The 15,627-nt window shown below is 38.4% G+C and carries 15 protein-coding genes; 4 read left to right on the forward strand and 11 right to left on the reverse strand.

Annotation, left to right across the window (positions count from 1 at the left end):
- Positions 1 to 6: 6 nt before the first annotated feature.
- The 4 genes from O1Q80_RS04035 to O1Q80_RS04050 form a co-directional block, all read right to left on the reverse strand.
- Positions 7 to 2,628 (reverse strand): DEAD/DEAH box helicase family protein, encoded by a 2,622-nt coding sequence (locus tag O1Q80_RS04035; protein WP_386695828.1) that lies wholly within the window; start codon positions 2,626 to 2,628, stop codon positions 7 to 9.
- A 9-nt stretch (positions 2,629 to 2,637) separates the two neighbouring features.
- Positions 2,638 to 4,428 carry a site-specific DNA-methyltransferase gene (locus O1Q80_RS04040; RefSeq protein ID WP_386695830.1) on the reverse strand — a complete coding sequence of 597 codons (1,791 nt, stop codon included), beginning with the start codon at positions 4,426 to 4,428 and terminating at the stop codon, positions 2,638 to 2,640.
- Between the two features lie 210 nt (positions 4,429 to 4,638).
- Positions 4,639 to 4,914: a type II toxin-antitoxin system YafQ family toxin gene (locus O1Q80_RS04045; RefSeq protein WP_386695831.1), complete on the reverse strand. Its 276-nt coding sequence runs from the start codon at positions 4,912 to 4,914 to the stop codon at positions 4,639 to 4,641.
- A gap of 1 nt (position 4,915) precedes the next feature.
- On the reverse strand, positions 4,916 to 5,170 hold the full coding sequence (locus O1Q80_RS04050) for a type II toxin-antitoxin system RelB/DinJ family antitoxin (protein WP_386689600.1): 255 nt from the start codon (positions 5,168 to 5,170) through the stop codon (positions 4,916 to 4,918).
- Positions 5,171 to 5,332: 162 nt separating this feature from the next.
- Between O1Q80_RS04050 and rsuA the strand changes: the two genes are divergently transcribed.
- From rsuA to O1Q80_RS04065, 3 genes are read left to right on the forward strand one after another with little or no spacing between them, the layout of a single operon-like run.
- Positions 5,333 to 6,034 (forward strand): 16S rRNA pseudouridine(516) synthase RsuA, encoded by a 702-nt coding sequence (gene rsuA / locus O1Q80_RS04055; protein ID WP_386695832.1) that lies wholly within the window; start codon positions 5,333 to 5,335, stop codon positions 6,032 to 6,034.
- Positions 6,027 to 7,226, forward strand: coding sequence for a Bcr/CflA family multidrug efflux MFS transporter (locus O1Q80_RS04060; RefSeq protein ID WP_386695833.1), 1,200 nt, complete (start codon positions 6,027 to 6,029; stop codon positions 7,224 to 7,226). The genes rsuA and O1Q80_RS04060 overlap by 8 nt, the downstream gene beginning before the upstream one ends.
- Positions 7,226 to 7,456 carry a zinc ribbon domain-containing protein gene (locus O1Q80_RS04065; protein WP_386695835.1) on the forward strand — a complete coding sequence of 77 codons (231 nt, stop codon included), beginning with the start codon at positions 7,226 to 7,228 and terminating at the stop codon, positions 7,454 to 7,456. The genes O1Q80_RS04060 and O1Q80_RS04065 overlap by 1 nt, the downstream gene beginning before the upstream one ends.
- An 87-nt stretch (positions 7,457 to 7,543) precedes the next feature.
- Here the strand turns inward: O1Q80_RS04065 and O1Q80_RS04070 are convergent, their stop codons facing one another.
- The 7 genes from O1Q80_RS04070 to O1Q80_RS04100 all read right to left on the reverse strand — a co-directional run bounded on the left by O1Q80_RS04070 (position 7,544) and on the right by O1Q80_RS04100 (position 14,385).
- Positions 7,544 to 8,833, reverse strand: a complete 1,290-nt coding sequence (locus tag O1Q80_RS04070) for an NRAMP family divalent metal transporter (protein ID WP_386695837.1) — start codon at positions 8,831 to 8,833, stop codon at positions 7,544 to 7,546.
- A 183-nt stretch (positions 8,834 to 9,016) separates the two neighbouring features.
- On the reverse strand, positions 9,017 to 10,024 hold the full coding sequence (mglC, locus tag O1Q80_RS04075; RefSeq protein ID WP_386689611.1) for a galactose/methyl galactoside ABC transporter permease MglC: 1,008 nt from the start codon (positions 10,022 to 10,024) through the stop codon (positions 9,017 to 9,019).
- A gap of 24 nt (positions 10,025 to 10,048) precedes the next feature.
- Positions 10,049 to 11,551: a galactose/methyl galactoside ABC transporter ATP-binding protein MglA gene (gene mglA / locus O1Q80_RS04080; protein ID WP_386695839.1), complete on the reverse strand. Its 1,503-nt coding sequence runs from the start codon at positions 11,549 to 11,551 to the stop codon at positions 10,049 to 10,051.
- Between the two features lie 96 nt (positions 11,552 to 11,647).
- Positions 11,648 to 12,640, reverse strand: coding sequence for a galactose/glucose ABC transporter substrate-binding protein MglB (mglB, locus tag O1Q80_RS04085; protein WP_386695841.1), 993 nt, complete (start codon positions 12,638 to 12,640; stop codon positions 11,648 to 11,650).
- A 206-nt stretch (positions 12,641 to 12,846) separates the two neighbouring features.
- Positions 12,847 to 13,131: a type II toxin-antitoxin system RelE/ParE family toxin gene (locus O1Q80_RS04090; protein ID WP_386695843.1), complete on the reverse strand. Its 285-nt coding sequence runs from the start codon at positions 13,129 to 13,131 to the stop codon at positions 12,847 to 12,849.
- Positions 13,121 to 13,294 (reverse strand): hypothetical protein, encoded by a 174-nt coding sequence (locus tag O1Q80_RS04095; protein WP_386689619.1) that lies wholly within the window; start codon positions 13,292 to 13,294, stop codon positions 13,121 to 13,123. Before O1Q80_RS04095 ends, O1Q80_RS04090 begins: the two co-directional genes overlap by 11 nt.
- An 83-nt stretch (positions 13,295 to 13,377) precedes the next feature.
- The gene (locus tag O1Q80_RS04100; protein ID WP_386689621.1) at positions 13,378 to 14,385 is read right to left on the reverse strand and encodes a substrate-binding domain-containing protein; all 1,008 of its coding nucleotides are present in this window, start codon (positions 14,383 to 14,385) and stop codon (positions 13,378 to 13,380) included.
- Positions 14,386 to 14,577: 192 nt separating this feature from the next.
- Between O1Q80_RS04100 and galT the strand changes: the two genes are divergently transcribed.
- Positions 14,578 to 15,627 (forward strand): galactose-1-phosphate uridylyltransferase, encoded by a 1,050-nt coding sequence (gene galT / locus O1Q80_RS04105; protein WP_386695845.1) that lies wholly within the window; start codon positions 14,578 to 14,580, stop codon positions 15,625 to 15,627.

Below are 15,627 nucleotides of genomic sequence, written 5' to 3' on the forward strand. Positions count from 1 at the left end.
GATTTTTTAAGAAATGTTGTAGCTTGCGGCTAATTCTTCCACGCTATCAACCGCTTTATATTCTAAATCGGGATAATCCACTTTCAATGCGGCAAAATTATGTTCTGCGTAAGTGATTTTTAAATCTTCTTCAGAACGTAATTTTGAACGATCCACCCCAGCCTGAATCCCTTTGCCTGTATTTTTCGTTTCTGCCACAAAATAAATTTTATTTTGTCCTTTAAACACCACCGCCCAGTCAGGATTGTAATTGCCTAACGGCGTTGGAATTTTAAAACGTTCGGGCAATTTAAAATAAAACTGCACATCATCGCTGCTTTCGCAATGTTGAGCAAAGCGGTATTCGGTTTGCGAATCCAAGGCAATATAATCATCATAAATTGTCTTAGCGGTATCGCTCACTTTAAAGCTATATTGATTCAGATAAAATTCAAAATCCTTAAACAGCGTCATTTCATAGGTTTTACCGTTAATACGGTGATATTCCACGCCGTTTGCCATAATTTGTTGCAATGCTTCATTGATTTTTTCAGCGGTTAAATCAATAAACCGTTGCGGATTGTGATGTACTTCTTGCAAACGGTCGGATTGTTGCAAAATCTGACAAAGGGTTAAACGCGTTAAGCCTGTTTTCTTTTGCAATTCCGCTAGTAAATCAGGAATTGCCCATTGGGTTTCAATTTTTATGGGTGAACTATTTCCTTTAAGTTCTCCTGTAATGCCTTGTTGTTCGAACTTTAAGCGATTTCTTTGGTTTTTAATTTGGGTTGCACGCACCGTTTCCATTTTTTGAATATTTTCCACCGCACTTTTAATCAATTCCGCTTGTGCAAAATTTACCCGATAAGTGGTTTGCTGTTTAATCCGCTCCCAAATGGCTTGAAATTCAGGGTGTTGGCTGAAGTCTTTGCGATAGCGAACGGCTTTTTTATCTTCTCGTTTTTTGATTTGGCTTTTATCAAACTGCACGCCGCAATCTTGCTCAATTTCCTGTTGTAATTTTGACGCAAAACTGTCATAGCTTTCATTAGCAATCACGGTTAAAATATTCTGATTGCGTTCATAGTTTCGTTCACCTTGTTGATTCACAGGCAAACGCAAGCCACGCCCGATTTCCTGCCGTTTTTTCATTTCCGATGCGGTGTCATTTAGGGTACAAATTTGAAACACATTCGGATTGTCCCAGCCTTCACGCAACGCCGAATGGGAGAATATAAAACGCAACGGATTATCCAACGATAACAACGTTTCTTTATCCCGCATAATCAAGGCATAAGTGTCGTAATCCGCCTGCGTTGTGCCGTTGGTGTCTTTTGCCACGCCTTTTTTATCTTGCGAAAAATAACCGTTATGCACGCCTTGAGCGGATTCTTTCGCCAATTCTTGATAAATTTGCTCAAACCATTGATAGAATTTGCCGTTATTACGGTAATTTTCCACTTTATCAATAAAAAACAGTGACAGCACTTTAATGCCAAGTGGTTTTAATTTTTGCTCTTTTTTCAAATGCTCATCAATAGTACGGCGGATTTGCATTTTTTGAATATCGTCTTTTAATGCAGAATGATCTATTCCCACAAAAATTTGCTGACCGTTGGCAAATTCCACCATTTGGTTATCAAAATCCATTCCGCTTAAAATAAAACCAGCACGATACATTTCATTTTGTTGCGATAGTTCAAATAAATCTTGATTCGGTTTAACGGTGACGACTTTTTTCTTCATCGCTTTTTTATCGTTAAACAATAATTCAATTTTCGCCGACCAGCTTTGTTTGGCAACCTTAATTTCGGTTAAATTTAAATAAGCACCGTTGACATCATTTTCTGCCAGCACGCTATCCACTTCAATTTGTTTGACCAAACCTAATTGATAGGCTTGCACAGGATTTAGGCTGAAAATTGGGTTATAAGCATTTTTATGCGTAGCAGAATAACGCAAAGTAAACAACGGATTCAGGCTTTCAATGGCATTACGGCGAATGTCTGTTTCCATATTTTGCGGTTCGTCAACAATCACAATGGGATTGGTTTGTTGAATATAGCTAATCGGGGTAACGCCAGTTTCATTTAGGGTATTAATTACGTTGCTGTCTTTGGCAAAGGCATCAATATTGATCACTAAGATTTCAATATGATTGCTGGTGGCAAAGGTTTTTAAGCGTGAAAGCTGATTGCTTTTATATTCAAATTTCGGATTTACCGCAGGTTTATCAAACAGATTGGCAAAATGAGATTGCGTCATTTTCAAGGTATGCAACACCCCTTCACGAATTGCCACACTCGGCACCACAATCACAAATTTTTGCCAACCGTATTGACGATTTAATTCAAAAATGGTGCGTAAATAAACATAGGTTTTGCCTGTGCCTGTTTCCATTTCCACGGTGAAATGTTTGCCTTGTTCGCTTAATAAAGTGCGGTCAATTTTTTGTGAATTTTGTTGTATTTGCAGATTTTGTTGCAACTGTTCATCATCAATTTTCAGATCTAAATTGGCGACAAAACGCACATCATTTTGTTCTTGCAACAAAAATTCGGTCTGCTGATTGGGCTGTCCGATAAATAAATTGACCGCCGCTTGCACGGCTTGCAATTGATAATTTAGGTTTTCAAATTGAATTTCCATTATCGCCCCCTAAATCACCAAAAATTGAATATGGTGATCGGCAAATTGCAATTCGGTATTTTTCTTTAAGGCATCATTGCCATTAAACAGGCGATCTAACATCACCACTTTCAGCGGTTGTTGCTCAATAATCTGATTAAACAAGGCTTCGTTGGCTTCGCTTAATAAAATGGCATAGCGTTTGCCGTTTTCATCTTCCAGCCAAAAAACGTGATTTTCTGACCGCACTTTTACGCTTAATTTCAAGCCTAAGCGTAATAAAATTTCATATAACATTGCTTGCGGTTCGGCGAAATCCGCCACAGGGTCAATAAAAAATTCTAACTGTTGTGCTAAATTTTCCATATTTGGTGATTGCCATTGTTTAAAATGGCTGTCGGTCAGTTTAAAGACTTTAAAGCCTGTATCCAATGGATTATCGGGGTTATTTTCCGCAATTTGTTTTCCCGCACGACGGATACGTTCTTTGCTGATTTCGGCGATATTTGTTGGTAAATTATTTTCTCTACAAAATTTTATAGCGGTTTCAATTATCTTTTTAGCTTTTGCAGATGTTGCATTTTCTATTTTTAATTCTTCTGGCAGTTGTACGCAAATAAAATGGCGGTTACCGTTATCTTCGGAATTGAGTTGCATCACTGCGTGAGCAGTAGTGGCAGAACCTGCGAAGAAATCAAGGACTAAATCATTATCTGTTACCACAAAATTTATAAGATACTTTAATAATGAAATTGGCTTAGGGTAATCAAAAACCTCTGCACCTAAAAGTTTTTCCAACTCACTAGATGCACTTTCATTAGTTCCAACTCCTTGTTCTTTTTTATCTATAACAGGCGTTATGTATTTTTCTTTTATAAAATTGGTTGGTCTCTTATAACCGCTTTCATCTCGTATAAAACGGATAGATAGTTGCTCTGTTTTTATAATAAATGTTGTTCCGTTTTTGATTTCATTATTTAAAAAATCTTGAGTCCATTTAAATTCTCCTTTTAATCTGAAATCACGATCAGAAAAACCATTTTCAATATAGATTTCATCTAATAATTCAACTTTATCTAATAAATAAGGTGAGTATTTCCCATTAGGAAATTTATCACTGTTAAAACGAACTATCTCTTTCGGGAAAATAAGTTCTCTTTGACTGTTTCCTGAGTTAAGTAAAGGTTGGTCTCCACCAGATAAATTTTCACCATTATATTTGGTAGGATTTCTGTTTTTTTCATAGCAAAATATAAATTCGTTGGTTTTTCTTGATTTAGTAGATAAACTAGGTGGTGTTGATGTTTTTACCCAAGAGAATTTTTCAACAAAATTCTCTTCCCCAAACACTTCATCACAAAGTAATTTCAGTTGAGCCTGTTCATTATCATCAATGGAAATAAAAATCACGCCGTCATCTTTCAGCAAATTTTTCGCCAAATGCAAACGGGGCAACATCATATTCAGCCAGTTGCTGTGATAATGCCCGTTTTCCTTGCTGTTACGCACAAAGGCTTTTTTCAGCAAGCCATTTTCGTCTTTCTCGCCGCTTTGTTGCTGATAATCATCAAGACGGCTGGCGAAATTATCGTGATAGACAAAATCATTGCCCGTGTTGTAAGGCGGATCGATGTAGATCATCTTTACGCTGTTAAAGTAGGATTTTTGCAGGATTTTCAGCACGTCCAGATTTTCGCCTTCAATAAAAATATTGTCGGAATGGTCAAAATCCACACTTTCTTGCGGGCAAGGCGTAAGTGTTTTTAGGCTTGGGGTTTGTAAAGTTTGATAGGCTTCCGATTTGCCTGCCCAGTTGAGCATATAGCGATCGGGTGTGGTGGAAATTTGCTCGGAGAAAAGGGCTTTGAACTTGTCAAAGTCAATCTCATTTTCGCAAAAAATTTCGGGTAAAAGTGATTTAAGTTGTTGTAATCGGGTTAGATTAAAAGCAAAATCTTGCCGATCCGATCCGATCCGATCCGATCCGATCCGATCCTTGACGATTATTGGGTTGTTGCATTTTGAAATTTCCTATTTAAAAAGCTGAGAATGTGATCCTAAACGGTATAATTTAATGAGCTTATTTTCTGTATCTCGTTGATAAATTAGTAATAAATCGGGTCTTCTGTGACATTCCAAATAACCGACATAATTGCCAATTAAAGGGTGTTCTTTATACTCAGGGGGAAGTGGCTCACCTGTGATTAATAAATCTAAAACGGTGCTGATGACCTGTTGAGCTTTTTTATCGTATTGATAGCGTTTTGCATCTTTTTTAAATTGATTATGCACCAAAAGTTGAAACATATTACCAACCTAAATCTTGTTTTAATTGTTCAACTGACTGATATTTCTGGCAATTTATGTTATTTTCTAATTCATAAATGGCTTGTAAGGTTTGACTGTTAGGTTGTGCGAGTTCCGCAGGCAATTCGGCTTTTACCGCTAAATGTTGCATTAACATACGGATAGCACTGGAAAGATCTAACCCCATTTTTTGCAAATTAAGTTGTGCAGCGGTTTTTAAGGATTGATCCACTCGGATGGTGATGCTACTGTCCATTTTTAGATTCCTGTAATAACAAAAATGTAATGACATTATAGTTTATTAAAGTGATAAAGAAAAGTAAAAATGCAAGGATGACAAGTCTCTTCCCTTTTTCTTATTAGCCTTTTTCTACTGAGAATAGTACAATGACCCGATTAGAAAAATTATGGAAGCATTATGAGATTAGATAAATTCTTGAGCGAACAAACAGGTTTAACCCGTTCGCAAGCCAGCAAAGCATTAAAACAAAGTGCGGTGCAAATTAACGGAGAAATTGAGAAAAGTGGGGCGAGAAAAGTGTCTTCACAAGATGAGATTTTGTTTGAGGGCGAACGTCTTGAATGGTTGGAGGGCAATCAGTATTTTATGCTGCATAAACCACAAGGCGTGGTCTGTTCTAATGATGATGGCGACTATCCTACCATTTATCAATTTTTTGATTATCCATTGGCGGGTAAATTACATAGTGCAGGGCGGTTGGATGTGGATACCACGGGGTTGGTGCTGTTGACCGATGATGGGCAATGGTCGCATCGGATTACTTCGCCAAAACATCATTGTGAGAAAACTTATTTAGTGACGTTAGCGGATCCCGTGGAAGCCAATTATCAGCAAGCCTGTGAACAAGGGATTTTATTGCGTGGTGAAAAAGAGCCGACCAAACCAGCGAAATTAGAAATTTTAGACGATTACAACGTAAATTTAACCATTTCAGAAGGGCGTTATCATCAGGTGAAACGGATGTTTGCGGCGTTAGGTAATAAAGTTGTCGGTTTACACCGTTGGCGAGTGGGCGATGTGATATTAGATGAAAGCCTTGATGAGGGTGAATATCGTGCCTTAACGGCGGAAGAAATTTCAGGAGTGATAAATGAGTAAAATATATAAACCCAGTGTGTTTTTTACCTTAACTTTGGGTATTTTATCAATGTTGCCACCTTTGGGTATTGATATGTATTTACCAGCGTTTTTGAATATCGCCCAAGATCTAAAGGTGGATGCCGAGCAAGTGCCTTATACCTTGACCCTGTTTACTTTTGGCATGGCGATTGGTCAGTTATTTTGGGGACCAATCGGGGATAGCTATGGACGTAAGCCGAGTATTTTAGTGGGCATTATTATCGGGGCGATTTCTGCCTTTGCCTTAACTGCGGTGGATTCTATACAACATTTCACCGCACTTCGTTTTGTACAAGGCTTTTTCGGAGCGGCTCCCGTGGTGTTAGTCGGGGCGTTATTGCGAGATCTGTTTGATAAAAATGATTTGTCGAAAATGATGTCGATGATTATGTTAATCGTCATGGTAGCACCTTTAATTGCTCCGATTTTAGGGGGCTATATTGTTACCTATTTTAATTGGCGTATGATTTTCTATATCATTGCTTTTGCTGGATTTTTAAGTGTGCTACTGGTGTTTTTTCTGGTACCCGAAACCCACAAAAAAGAAAATCGTGTACCATTACGTTTAAATATTATCGCACGTAATTTTGCTACCATTTGGAAGCAAAAAGAAGTGTTGGGTTATATGATTTCATCTGGCTTTGGTTTTGGTGGTATGTTTGTGTTCTTAACCCTTGGCTCCATTGTTTATATTGATTTATACGGTGTGTCGGTGGAAAACTTTGGTTATTTCTTTATGCTAAATATTGGCGTGATGACGATCGGATCTTTTCTGAATGGACGTTTTGTACATAAATGGGGTGCAGAGAAATTATTACAAGGCGGCTTGCTGGTACAATTTATCGCAGGTATGTGGCTAATTTTAGTGGCTGTGTTTGATCTTGGTTTTTGGTCAATGGCGATTGGTGTCGCAGTTTTTGTTGGGCAAAATGCCTTGATTTCATCTAATTCCATGGCATCTATTTTAGGTAAATTTCCTAACATGGCAGGCACGGCAAACTCCATTGCAGGGACGGTGCGTTTTGGCTTAGGGGCGATAATCGGTTCCTTAGTGGCTTTATTGAAATTAGAAAGTGCTAAACCGATGTTATTTTCCATGGCAGCTTGCGTGATTGTGGCGGTATTAACCTATTATTTGTTAACTTATAGAACCTTACAAGGTCGTAAATAATGGCTTTACAACGTTGTCCTGAATGTCGGCGAAAAATCAGTGAAAGTGCTAAAAGTTGTCCCCATTGTGGCTTTTCTTTTAAAGAGGAAGATTTAGAACTTTACCGTCAAAAACTGGAACAACGACGATTACATAATCAGCAATTAAACCGCCAAAATGTGAAAGTACAGTTGTTTTGGTTGGTGGTGTTTATTGTGGTGATTGCTGGGGCTGTGTGGTGGAATGGTTAGGCTGACTAAAAAGATTTAAACCAGAAAGTGCGGTGGGATTTTAAAAACATTGATAAATTCCACCGCACTTTTTATTATCTAATTACCCTAGCTAAATAAACCAGATTGGTTGGCAATAAAGAGTAAGGTAAAGCCCGTTAAGTAAATTAATCCGATGATAGATAACCAGAACAGTCCACCTCTGACTTTATGTTGCCCTTTTAATACTAAGGAAAGATTTAAATAGGCAAACACTGGGGTGGATACAAAAGAGGCAATCATGGCAAATTTTAACATTGGACCGACTGCGTTGTTAAAATAGAAAATAACCGCTAATCCTGAAAGGGCAGCCAAAAAGATCGCCGTATTTAAAATACTTGGGCGACTTTCTTTTTTACCTAAAATAAGACGGAAACTTTCCACATTGGCACGAGAATAGCCGTCAAGCACGGTAAGTGTGGTACCGAGCATACACATAAATGCAATAAAGGCAATTAAGCCTCTTGCCCATTCACCAATGGTGGAAGCATACATATTGATTAATTGTGCAATATATTTTCCGCTGACCATTTCTACGGTGTCACCTGCACCAAATTGGACTAATGCACCTAAGGCTAAGAACACAAGGGCTAAAATAGCGGTGCCAATATAACCCACATTAAAATCAAAAATACCATCTTGATAAGACACCTTAGTAAAACGGCGTTTTGCCACCACCCACATGGAGTTTACGGCAGAGATTTCAATCGGTGCGGGCATCCACCCCATTAATGCCACAATAAAGCCTAATGCGGTTAAGCTCCATGGATTCGGGGAAACATAATCTTGCGGTGCGACACCTTGAATACCATTACGCATAAAAGCAATCACGACAGCGGCAACTGTGGTGACGGTGAGGGCAATCATAATCAGTTTGGACAAACCATCTAAGATACGATATTTACCCAATAATAAAATTGCCGTACAGCCTCCGATAACAAGAAGGCTTAAAGTGGGGAGCGGTACTGGAAATGGCAATACGAAAGTTAAAATCGCAGCACATAATAGACCAACACCAGCGGTATTAATAATGGTCGCAAATACATTAAGTAAGAAGAATACCCATAAATAGAGTTTTCCTTTTTCTAAATAACCCTCTAATAAGGAATTTCCCGAGTCTAAGGTATATTGGGCACCAAAGCGGAAAAAGGGATATTTAAATAGGTTAGCCAGAATAACGATAATGGCTAATTGCCAGCCATAAATCGCTCCTGCTTGGGTTGATGCGACAATATGTGAACCACCAACAGCAGCGGATGCGAGCAGAATACCTGGTCCTAAGGCATTGAGTTTACTTTTCAAGGTGGATTTTTCAGCTTCTGGTTGAGAAGCCTTTTCGTTCATTTTATTTTCAGACATATTTTGTTTCCTTTGGTTATTTTTTATGGTTTAAGGGCTAAAATATAGCATAAAATGATGAATTGTCATTATTGTTTTATTAAAAACAACATAATTAACTTGGATATTGAGAGTTATTAGATAAAAAACCGAGCGTAAACTCGGTTTTTTTGTGTGAATTATTGAAGTGCGGTGTTTTTTTCGCTATTTTTTCTTTGCATATTTTAAACTATCAATCGCCACCGCTAAAATAATAATCGAACCTTTGATAATGTATTGCCAGTAAGGATTGACCCCGATGTAGGTTAAACCATAGTTAATGACAGTAAAGATTAATACCCCCGTCACCACACCGATAATGGTACCCACACCACCAGCGAATGACACACCACCGACTACGCACGCCGCGATAGCGTCCATTTCATACATAAAACCAAGGTTGTTAGTCGCAGAACCGATACGACCTGCTTCAAGCATACCGCCGAAAGCGTAGAATGCACCTGCAAGGGTATAGATCACTAATAAATTTGTCACCACATTGACCCCTGATACTTTTGCCGCTTCTGGGTTACCACCAATTGCAAAGATGTTTTTACCAAAACGGGTTTTATTCCAAAGTGTCCACATAATAATCGTGGCAACAATGGCATAAATCGTAATATAAGATAGTTTAAACGAACCAAGTCGGAAAAAGCCTTGAGCGAAGTCAGAGAAACTTTCCGTAAAGCCTGCAATCGGTGAGGAACCTACCGCATCATAATAGAGCGAGTTGATCCCATAGACGATAATCATGGTACCCATGGTGGCAATAAATGGCGTTACATTTAATACCGCAATCACGAAACCGTTCAACAAACCAATTAATGCACCGATGGCACAAACCAGCAAAACAACCGCAATAATGGGCATTTCAGGTAAATCAGGGAAAACCCGATTAAGATTATCCATACCTTGTAGCATGGTGGCAGAAACCACCGCAGCTAAACCCACTTGACGACCAGCGGATAAGTCAGTCCCTTGCACCACCAACAAGCCAGCAATACCCAGTGCAATAATTAACCGTACAGAGGATTGGGTTAAAATGTTACTGAAATTTCGCAACGTCAAGAAAGTCGGATCCTGTGCAATAATCACTAAAAGCAAAATTAATAATACAAAGTAAATGGCATTTTGTTTAAAAAAATCCCACGTTTTATTGTCTTTGATAACCATAACAATCTTCCTTTATTACATCTGTTATAAATATTTCGCCGCAAGTTGTAAGATTTCTTGTTGCGATGTTTTACTTGTTTCTACAATACCTGCCACTTTGCCATTACTCATCACCAAAATACGGTCAGTCACCCCTAGCAATTCTGGCATTTCAGAGGAAATCATAATGATGCCTTTGTCTTTTTGAGCAAGCTGCATAATGAGTTGATAAATCTCGTATTTTGCACCCACATCAATACCACGGGTGGGTTCATCAAGCATTAAAATTTCAGGTTGAGTGAGTAACCAACGACCAATAACCACCTTTTGTTGATTACCGCCAGAAAGTGAACCAATATTGGTTTTGTGCGATGGGGTTTTCACATTCATGGCATCAATCACCCATTGGGTATCACTGCTCATTTTCTTATTGCTTAATAAGCCCCATTTGCTGATATAGGATTTCATATTAGAAATCAAAGAGTTGAACTCAATACTCAGGTTAGCATAAATCCCTGTAGAGCGGCGTTCTTCAGTAACGAGGGCAAAACCATTGTTAATCGCATCAAGTGCGGTGCGATTTTGCATAATTTTTCCATTGAGTTTCACCGTACCGCTTTTTTTCTCACGTACGCCGAAAATGGTTTCCACAATATCCGTTCGTTTCGCCCCGACTAAGCCTGCTACGCCAAGAATTTCGCCTTTACGCAATTCAAAGCTGACATCTTGAATGGAGGGTTGATTTTTGGCAGTTAAATGTTCTACTTGCAAAATCACTTCTTTCGGCTGATTGGTTTTGGGTGGAAAGCGTTGGGTTAATTCACGCCCAACCATCATCGCCACCACACCGTCCATAGTCGCCCCTTTAACGGGTATGGTATTAATCCATTTGCCGTCACGTAAAACCGTAATTTCATCACAAATCTTGAAAATTTCGTCCATTTTGTGCGAAATATAAATAATGCCACAACCACGATCTTTTAATTTCTGAATAATTTTAAACAGGTGATCCACTTCTTTTTCAGAAAGGGAAGAGGTCGGTTCGTCCATAATCACGATTTTGGCATTGTAAGAGAATGCTTTAGCAATCTCGATCATCTGCATTTGTGAAACCGATAAATTTGCTACCTTTTCTTTCGGATCAATATCAATATCAAGTTCATCAAAAATTTCTTTGGTATCTTTATACATTTTGGCATGATCAACAAAAATACCTTTTAACGGATAACGTCCTAGCCATAGGTTATCCATAACGCTACGTTGACGCACTAAATTTAATTCTTGATGTACCATCGAAATCCCATTTTCAAGGGCTTCTTTCGAGGTTTTGAAATTTACAGGTTTGCCTAAGAATAGAATTTCACCCTCATCTTTGGCATAGATACCGAATAAACATTTCAATAGGGTAGATTTCCCCGCTCCATTTTCCCCCATTAAAGCATGGACAGAGTGGGATTTAACCGTCAGATTAGCACCGTCTAACGCCTTTACCCCAGGGAAAGATTTACTAACATTGGTCATCGTGAGTAGCACTTCTTGTGTCGCCATATCTCACCTCACATTAAATCATTAAAGGAATAACAGGGCTTGTGAAAAGTTCACATGGATTGCTATCACAAGCCCTCAATATAAGACAATAAAGAATTATTTTAAGAATTTATCTAGGTTGTCTTTGTCAACGCCGACATAAGGAATACGTACGACACGGTTTTCAAGTTTGAAATCAGCCCCTTCAGTTGGTGCTTTGCCTTTCGCAAGGTTATCCGCTAATTGCACTAATACTTTGGCTTGATTGACACCATCGTTTAACACAGTTCCTGCCACTTCACCTTTTTTGATTAATTGCAACACTTCTGGTAAAGCATCAACCCCAAATACAGGTAATTTTTTACCATGTGCTTTCACCGCTTCTAACGCACCCATTGCCATGCCGTCATTGTTAGAAATGATCACTTCAATTTCATTTGATTTGCCACTTGAAAGCCACGCATCGGTTTTATCTTTCGCCAGTGCTGCATCCCACATACCTGTATCAATGAATAATTGTTCGGTTTGAATACCTTGTTTGTTTAATTGCTCTACCACATATTTAGTACGAGCTTCCGCATCAGGGTGTCCTGGTTCCCCTTTCAATAATACATATTGAATTTTGCCGTCTTTGTTTAAGTCAAGGGCAGGATTGGCTTTCCATTGTTTGGCAATTAAATCTGCTTGAATTTCGCCTGATTCTTTCGGATCAGTACCCACATAGTAAGCGTTATCATAACTGCCAATCGCTTGTGGACCTGGGTCTTTGTTAAAGAAGATCACAGGAATATCTTCCCCTTTGGCTTTTTTGATAATCGTTGGTGCAGCAGATGGGTCAACAAGGTTAATGGCTAAAACTTTGACACCTTTAGAAATTAATACATCAACTTGGTCGTTTTGAATGGATTGAGCATTTTGTGAGTCATTCATTAACAACTCAACGTCTTTGAGTGGTTGTGCATTTTTGGTAATTTCTTGACGCATTAATGCCATGAAATTGTCGTCATATTTGTAAATAGTTACACCAATACGATCCGCTGCTTGTGCAGCACTGGTAGCTAATCCTAAGCCGATAGATAAGGCGACAGCACTTAATACAGTTTTTTTCATAATAATGTCCTCGTTAGATAACTAAATGATAAGATTACTCAAAAGAAATACCACAACATTGAGTAATTATTCATAAGATACAACGTTTTTAAATCAAATACTGTGATCTCTCTCACAATATTGAAAAAAAGTGTAAGCGGTTACAAGAAGATTTTTAGAGAGAAGATTTGTTTTATGCAAAAAGACGCATCTGTTAGGATAAATTCTTAATGAAAATTTTGTTTAGCGGATTTAAAATCAAAAATATACACGTTTTCTTCATCTAGGGTAAATCTGATGATATATTTACCGTCAAAGATGGGAATTTTTTTGTTTCGTTGACGTTTATAAATATCAGCACAATAAGATAATTTTTCTACATCATTTTTGATTGCAATGTAAAATCGTTTAGCAATAATCTCATTCTGAGATTGACTTAAAATATAGTTTACTTGTTTTAATAAACGTTCTTCAGCTGCTTCAAGCCAAACAACGTTATAATCAATCTTCATTGATGTTTAAAGCCTTTCTCAAGTTTTCCATTACTTCGGTGTGTGGTTTAGTTTTCACTAAACCATTTTTGATTTTGTACAGTACATCTAATTCTTCTTCAGAGTAAAGGATACTTTCTTGTTTAGGGACTGTATAGAGATTAGAAGCTAAAGTGGTTTCCATAATTCCTCCGATCAATTAGTTGAGATTGAGTGTATCTCTTTTTTGCTTTTTTTTCTATTCTTTTTTGCTTGAATTTGAAACGACTATGCTGCTACCGAACAACTATCCGTCGAAAATCGCCGAACCACAGTCGGGTTAAACTGGGTATGAATAGGTGTTTCTATTTGTTCATTGACTAAACTTAAGGCTAATTTCGCCGCATAATTTGCCATTAAATCAATGGGGTAGCGAATGGTGGAAAGTTTTGGCACCAAATGGCGAGAAATTGGCATATCATCAAAGCCAATTAGTGAAAATTGACGTGGCACATTGATATTATTTTCGGTTAACACCGATAACGCCCCTGCTGCCATACTGTCATTGTAAGCGACCACGGCGGTTAAATCTGCATGATAACTGAGTAAATCCACCATAGCGGCTTCACCGCCCTCAAAATCAGGGCTATTTTGCACACAAGCATCTTCAATGGCTGGCAAATTGTACTGAGCAAGTGCGGTCAAAAATCCTTGTTTTCTTTCTACTTCATCATTAATTTGATGATTTGAACCGATATAACCAATTTTTTTATGCCCCAATTTGATTAGCATTTCTGTTGCCAGAAAGGTGCCACGTTGATTGTCTAAACTAACACAACGATGTTCATAGCCAGCAATGCTACGGTTAATAATCACCATACCCGCCACTTGATCCAAATAATTAATTAATTCCTGATCGGTCAATGCTTTAGAATGTACCACAAGACAGCTACAACGCTTACGTAGCAAGGTTTCAATGGCATTACGTTCTTTTTCAGCATGATGATAACCGATACCGATTAAAATGGTTTTACCGTATTCATAGGCAACTTGATCCACCGCTTTGACTAAAATCGCAAAAAACGGATCGGTTACATCAGTGACGACCACACCAATAGTATCGGTATTTTGTAACGCCAACGCCTGAGCATTGGCATTGGGTGAATATCCCAAATTTTGCACCGCACTTTCTACCGCAAGGCGAGCAGTTTCACTGCAAGAGGCGTTATTTAACACTCGAGAAACCGTAGCGACAGATACGCCAGCTTGTTTAGCAACATCACGAATAGTGATCATGACTTCTCCTGTTATTTAACAAAATAAATAATGAAATCGTTACCAACTAATTTTTACCATTTCAACCAAAAAAACAACAAATTTTGCAAAATTTTTGCAAAAATATGATCTGGGTCACAGTTTATTTCAAAAAATCTGCTATCTTATACATCATTATTTGTAACCGTTTTCATTTTATCGAAGGAAAATTGTATGAGTATTATCTTTGATCCTACCGAACACCCACATCGCCGTTACAATCCACTCACCGATCAATGGGTACTCGTTTCACCGCACCGTGCTAAACGTCCGTGGCAAGGGCAACAGGAAAAAGTTAATGAAGAACAAAAGCCAAGACATGATCCAAATTGTTATCTCTGTCCACGCAATAAACGCATTACAGGCGAACTCAATCCAGATTATCAGCAGCCTTATGTGTTTAAAAATGATTTTTCGGCATTGCTAGAAGATACGCCTGCCCCTGAAAAATCCACCGATCCGCTATTTCAATCGGCTCAAGCTCAAGGTGAAAGTCGGGTGATTTGTTTTTCGCCTGATCATAGTAAAACTTTGCCATTATTAAGCGTGGCAGAAATTAGCCAAGTGATTAAGGTTTGGCAACAACAACTTAGCGAGTTGGGGCAAAAATATCAATGGGTACAAATTTTCGAAAATAAAGGGGCTGCTATGGGCTGTTCCAACCCACACCCACATGGTCAAATTTGGGCAAATAGCTTTTTACCGAACGAAGTCGCTCGAGAAGATCAAACTCAACGCCGTTATTTTGTTGAGCATCATTCACCAATGTTATTAGACTATGCTCAACGTGAATTACAATTAAAGGAACGCATTGTGGTGGAAACCGAACATTGGTTAGCCGTGGTGCCGTATTGGGCGGTATGGCCTTTTGAAACCCTATTAATGCCGAAAAAAGCACAAATTAAACGCTTAACGGAATTAAGCTCTGAACAGGCGGAAGATTTAGCCTTAGTCTTAAAAAAACTAACCACCAGATACGATAATCTATTTAACACGTCATTCCCTTATTCAATGGGTTTTCATGCTGCACCATTTAACGATGAACCAAACGATCACTGGCAATTACATGCCCATTTTTATCCGCCATTGTTACGTTCTGCCACAGTGCGAAAATTTATGGTGGGCTACGAAATGTTAGGCGAAAGCCAACGGGATTTAACCGCCGAACAAGCCGCCACAAGATTACGTGAATTAAGCGAAGTACATTATAAAGAAGGAAAATAA

Origin of the sequence: Lonepinella sp. MS14435 (assembly GCF_042485795.1) — a bacterium.
In the GTDB taxonomy this organism is placed as follows: Bacteria; Pseudomonadota; Gammaproteobacteria; order Enterobacterales; family Pasteurellaceae; genus Lonepinella.

Excerpts from the sequence above, each read along its gene's own strand:
- O1Q80_RS04035 (WP_386695828.1), bottom strand. The coding sequence starts at position 2,628 with ATGGAAATTCAATTTGAAAACCTAAATTATCAATTGCAAGCCGTGCAA.
- O1Q80_RS04050 (WP_386689600.1), bottom strand. The coding sequence starts at position 5,170 with ATGGACAGTAGCATCACCATCCGAGTGGATCAATCCTTAAAAACCGCT.
- O1Q80_RS04095 (WP_386689619.1), bottom strand. The coding sequence starts at position 13,294 with ATGGAAACCACTTTAGCTTCTAATCTCTATACAGTCCCTAAACAAGAA.
- O1Q80_RS04090 (WP_386695843.1), bottom strand. The coding sequence starts at position 13,131 with ATGAAGATTGATTATAACGTTGTTTGGCTTGAAGCAGCTGAAGAACGT.
- O1Q80_RS04070 (WP_386695837.1), bottom strand. The coding sequence starts at position 8,833 with ATGTCTGAAAATAAAATGAACGAAAAGGCTTCTCAACCAGAAGCTGAA.
- mglB (WP_386695841.1), bottom strand. The coding sequence starts at position 12,640 with ATGAAAAAAACTGTATTAAGTGCTGTCGCCTTATCTATCGGCTTAGGA.
- mglA (WP_386695839.1), bottom strand. The coding sequence starts at position 11,551 with ATGGCGACACAAGAAGTGCTACTCACGATGACCAATGTTAGTAAATCT.
- O1Q80_RS04060 (WP_386695833.1), top strand. The coding sequence starts at position 6,027 with ATGAGTAAAATATATAAACCCAGTGTGTTTTTTACCTTAACTTTGGGT.
- O1Q80_RS04040 (WP_386695830.1), bottom strand. The coding sequence starts at position 4,428 with ATGCTCAACTGGGCAGGCAAATCGGAAGCCTATCAAACTTTACAAACC.
- galT (WP_386695845.1), top strand. The coding sequence starts at position 14,578 with ATGAGTATTATCTTTGATCCTACCGAACACCCACATCGCCGTTACAAT.
- O1Q80_RS04100 (WP_386689621.1), bottom strand. The coding sequence starts at position 14,385 with ATGATCACTATTCGTGATGTTGCTAAACAAGCTGGCGTATCTGTCGCT.
- rsuA (WP_386695832.1), top strand. The coding sequence starts at position 5,333 with ATGAGATTAGATAAATTCTTGAGCGAACAAACAGGTTTAACCCGTTCG.
- O1Q80_RS04045 (WP_386695831.1), bottom strand. The coding sequence starts at position 4,914 with ATGTTTCAACTTTTGGTGCATAATCAATTTAAAAAAGATGCAAAACGC.
- mglC (WP_386689611.1), bottom strand. The coding sequence starts at position 10,024 with ATGGTTATCAAAGACAATAAAACGTGGGATTTTTTTAAACAAAATGCC.
- O1Q80_RS04065 (WP_386695835.1), top strand. The coding sequence starts at position 7,226 with ATGGCTTTACAACGTTGTCCTGAATGTCGGCGAAAAATCAGTGAAAGT.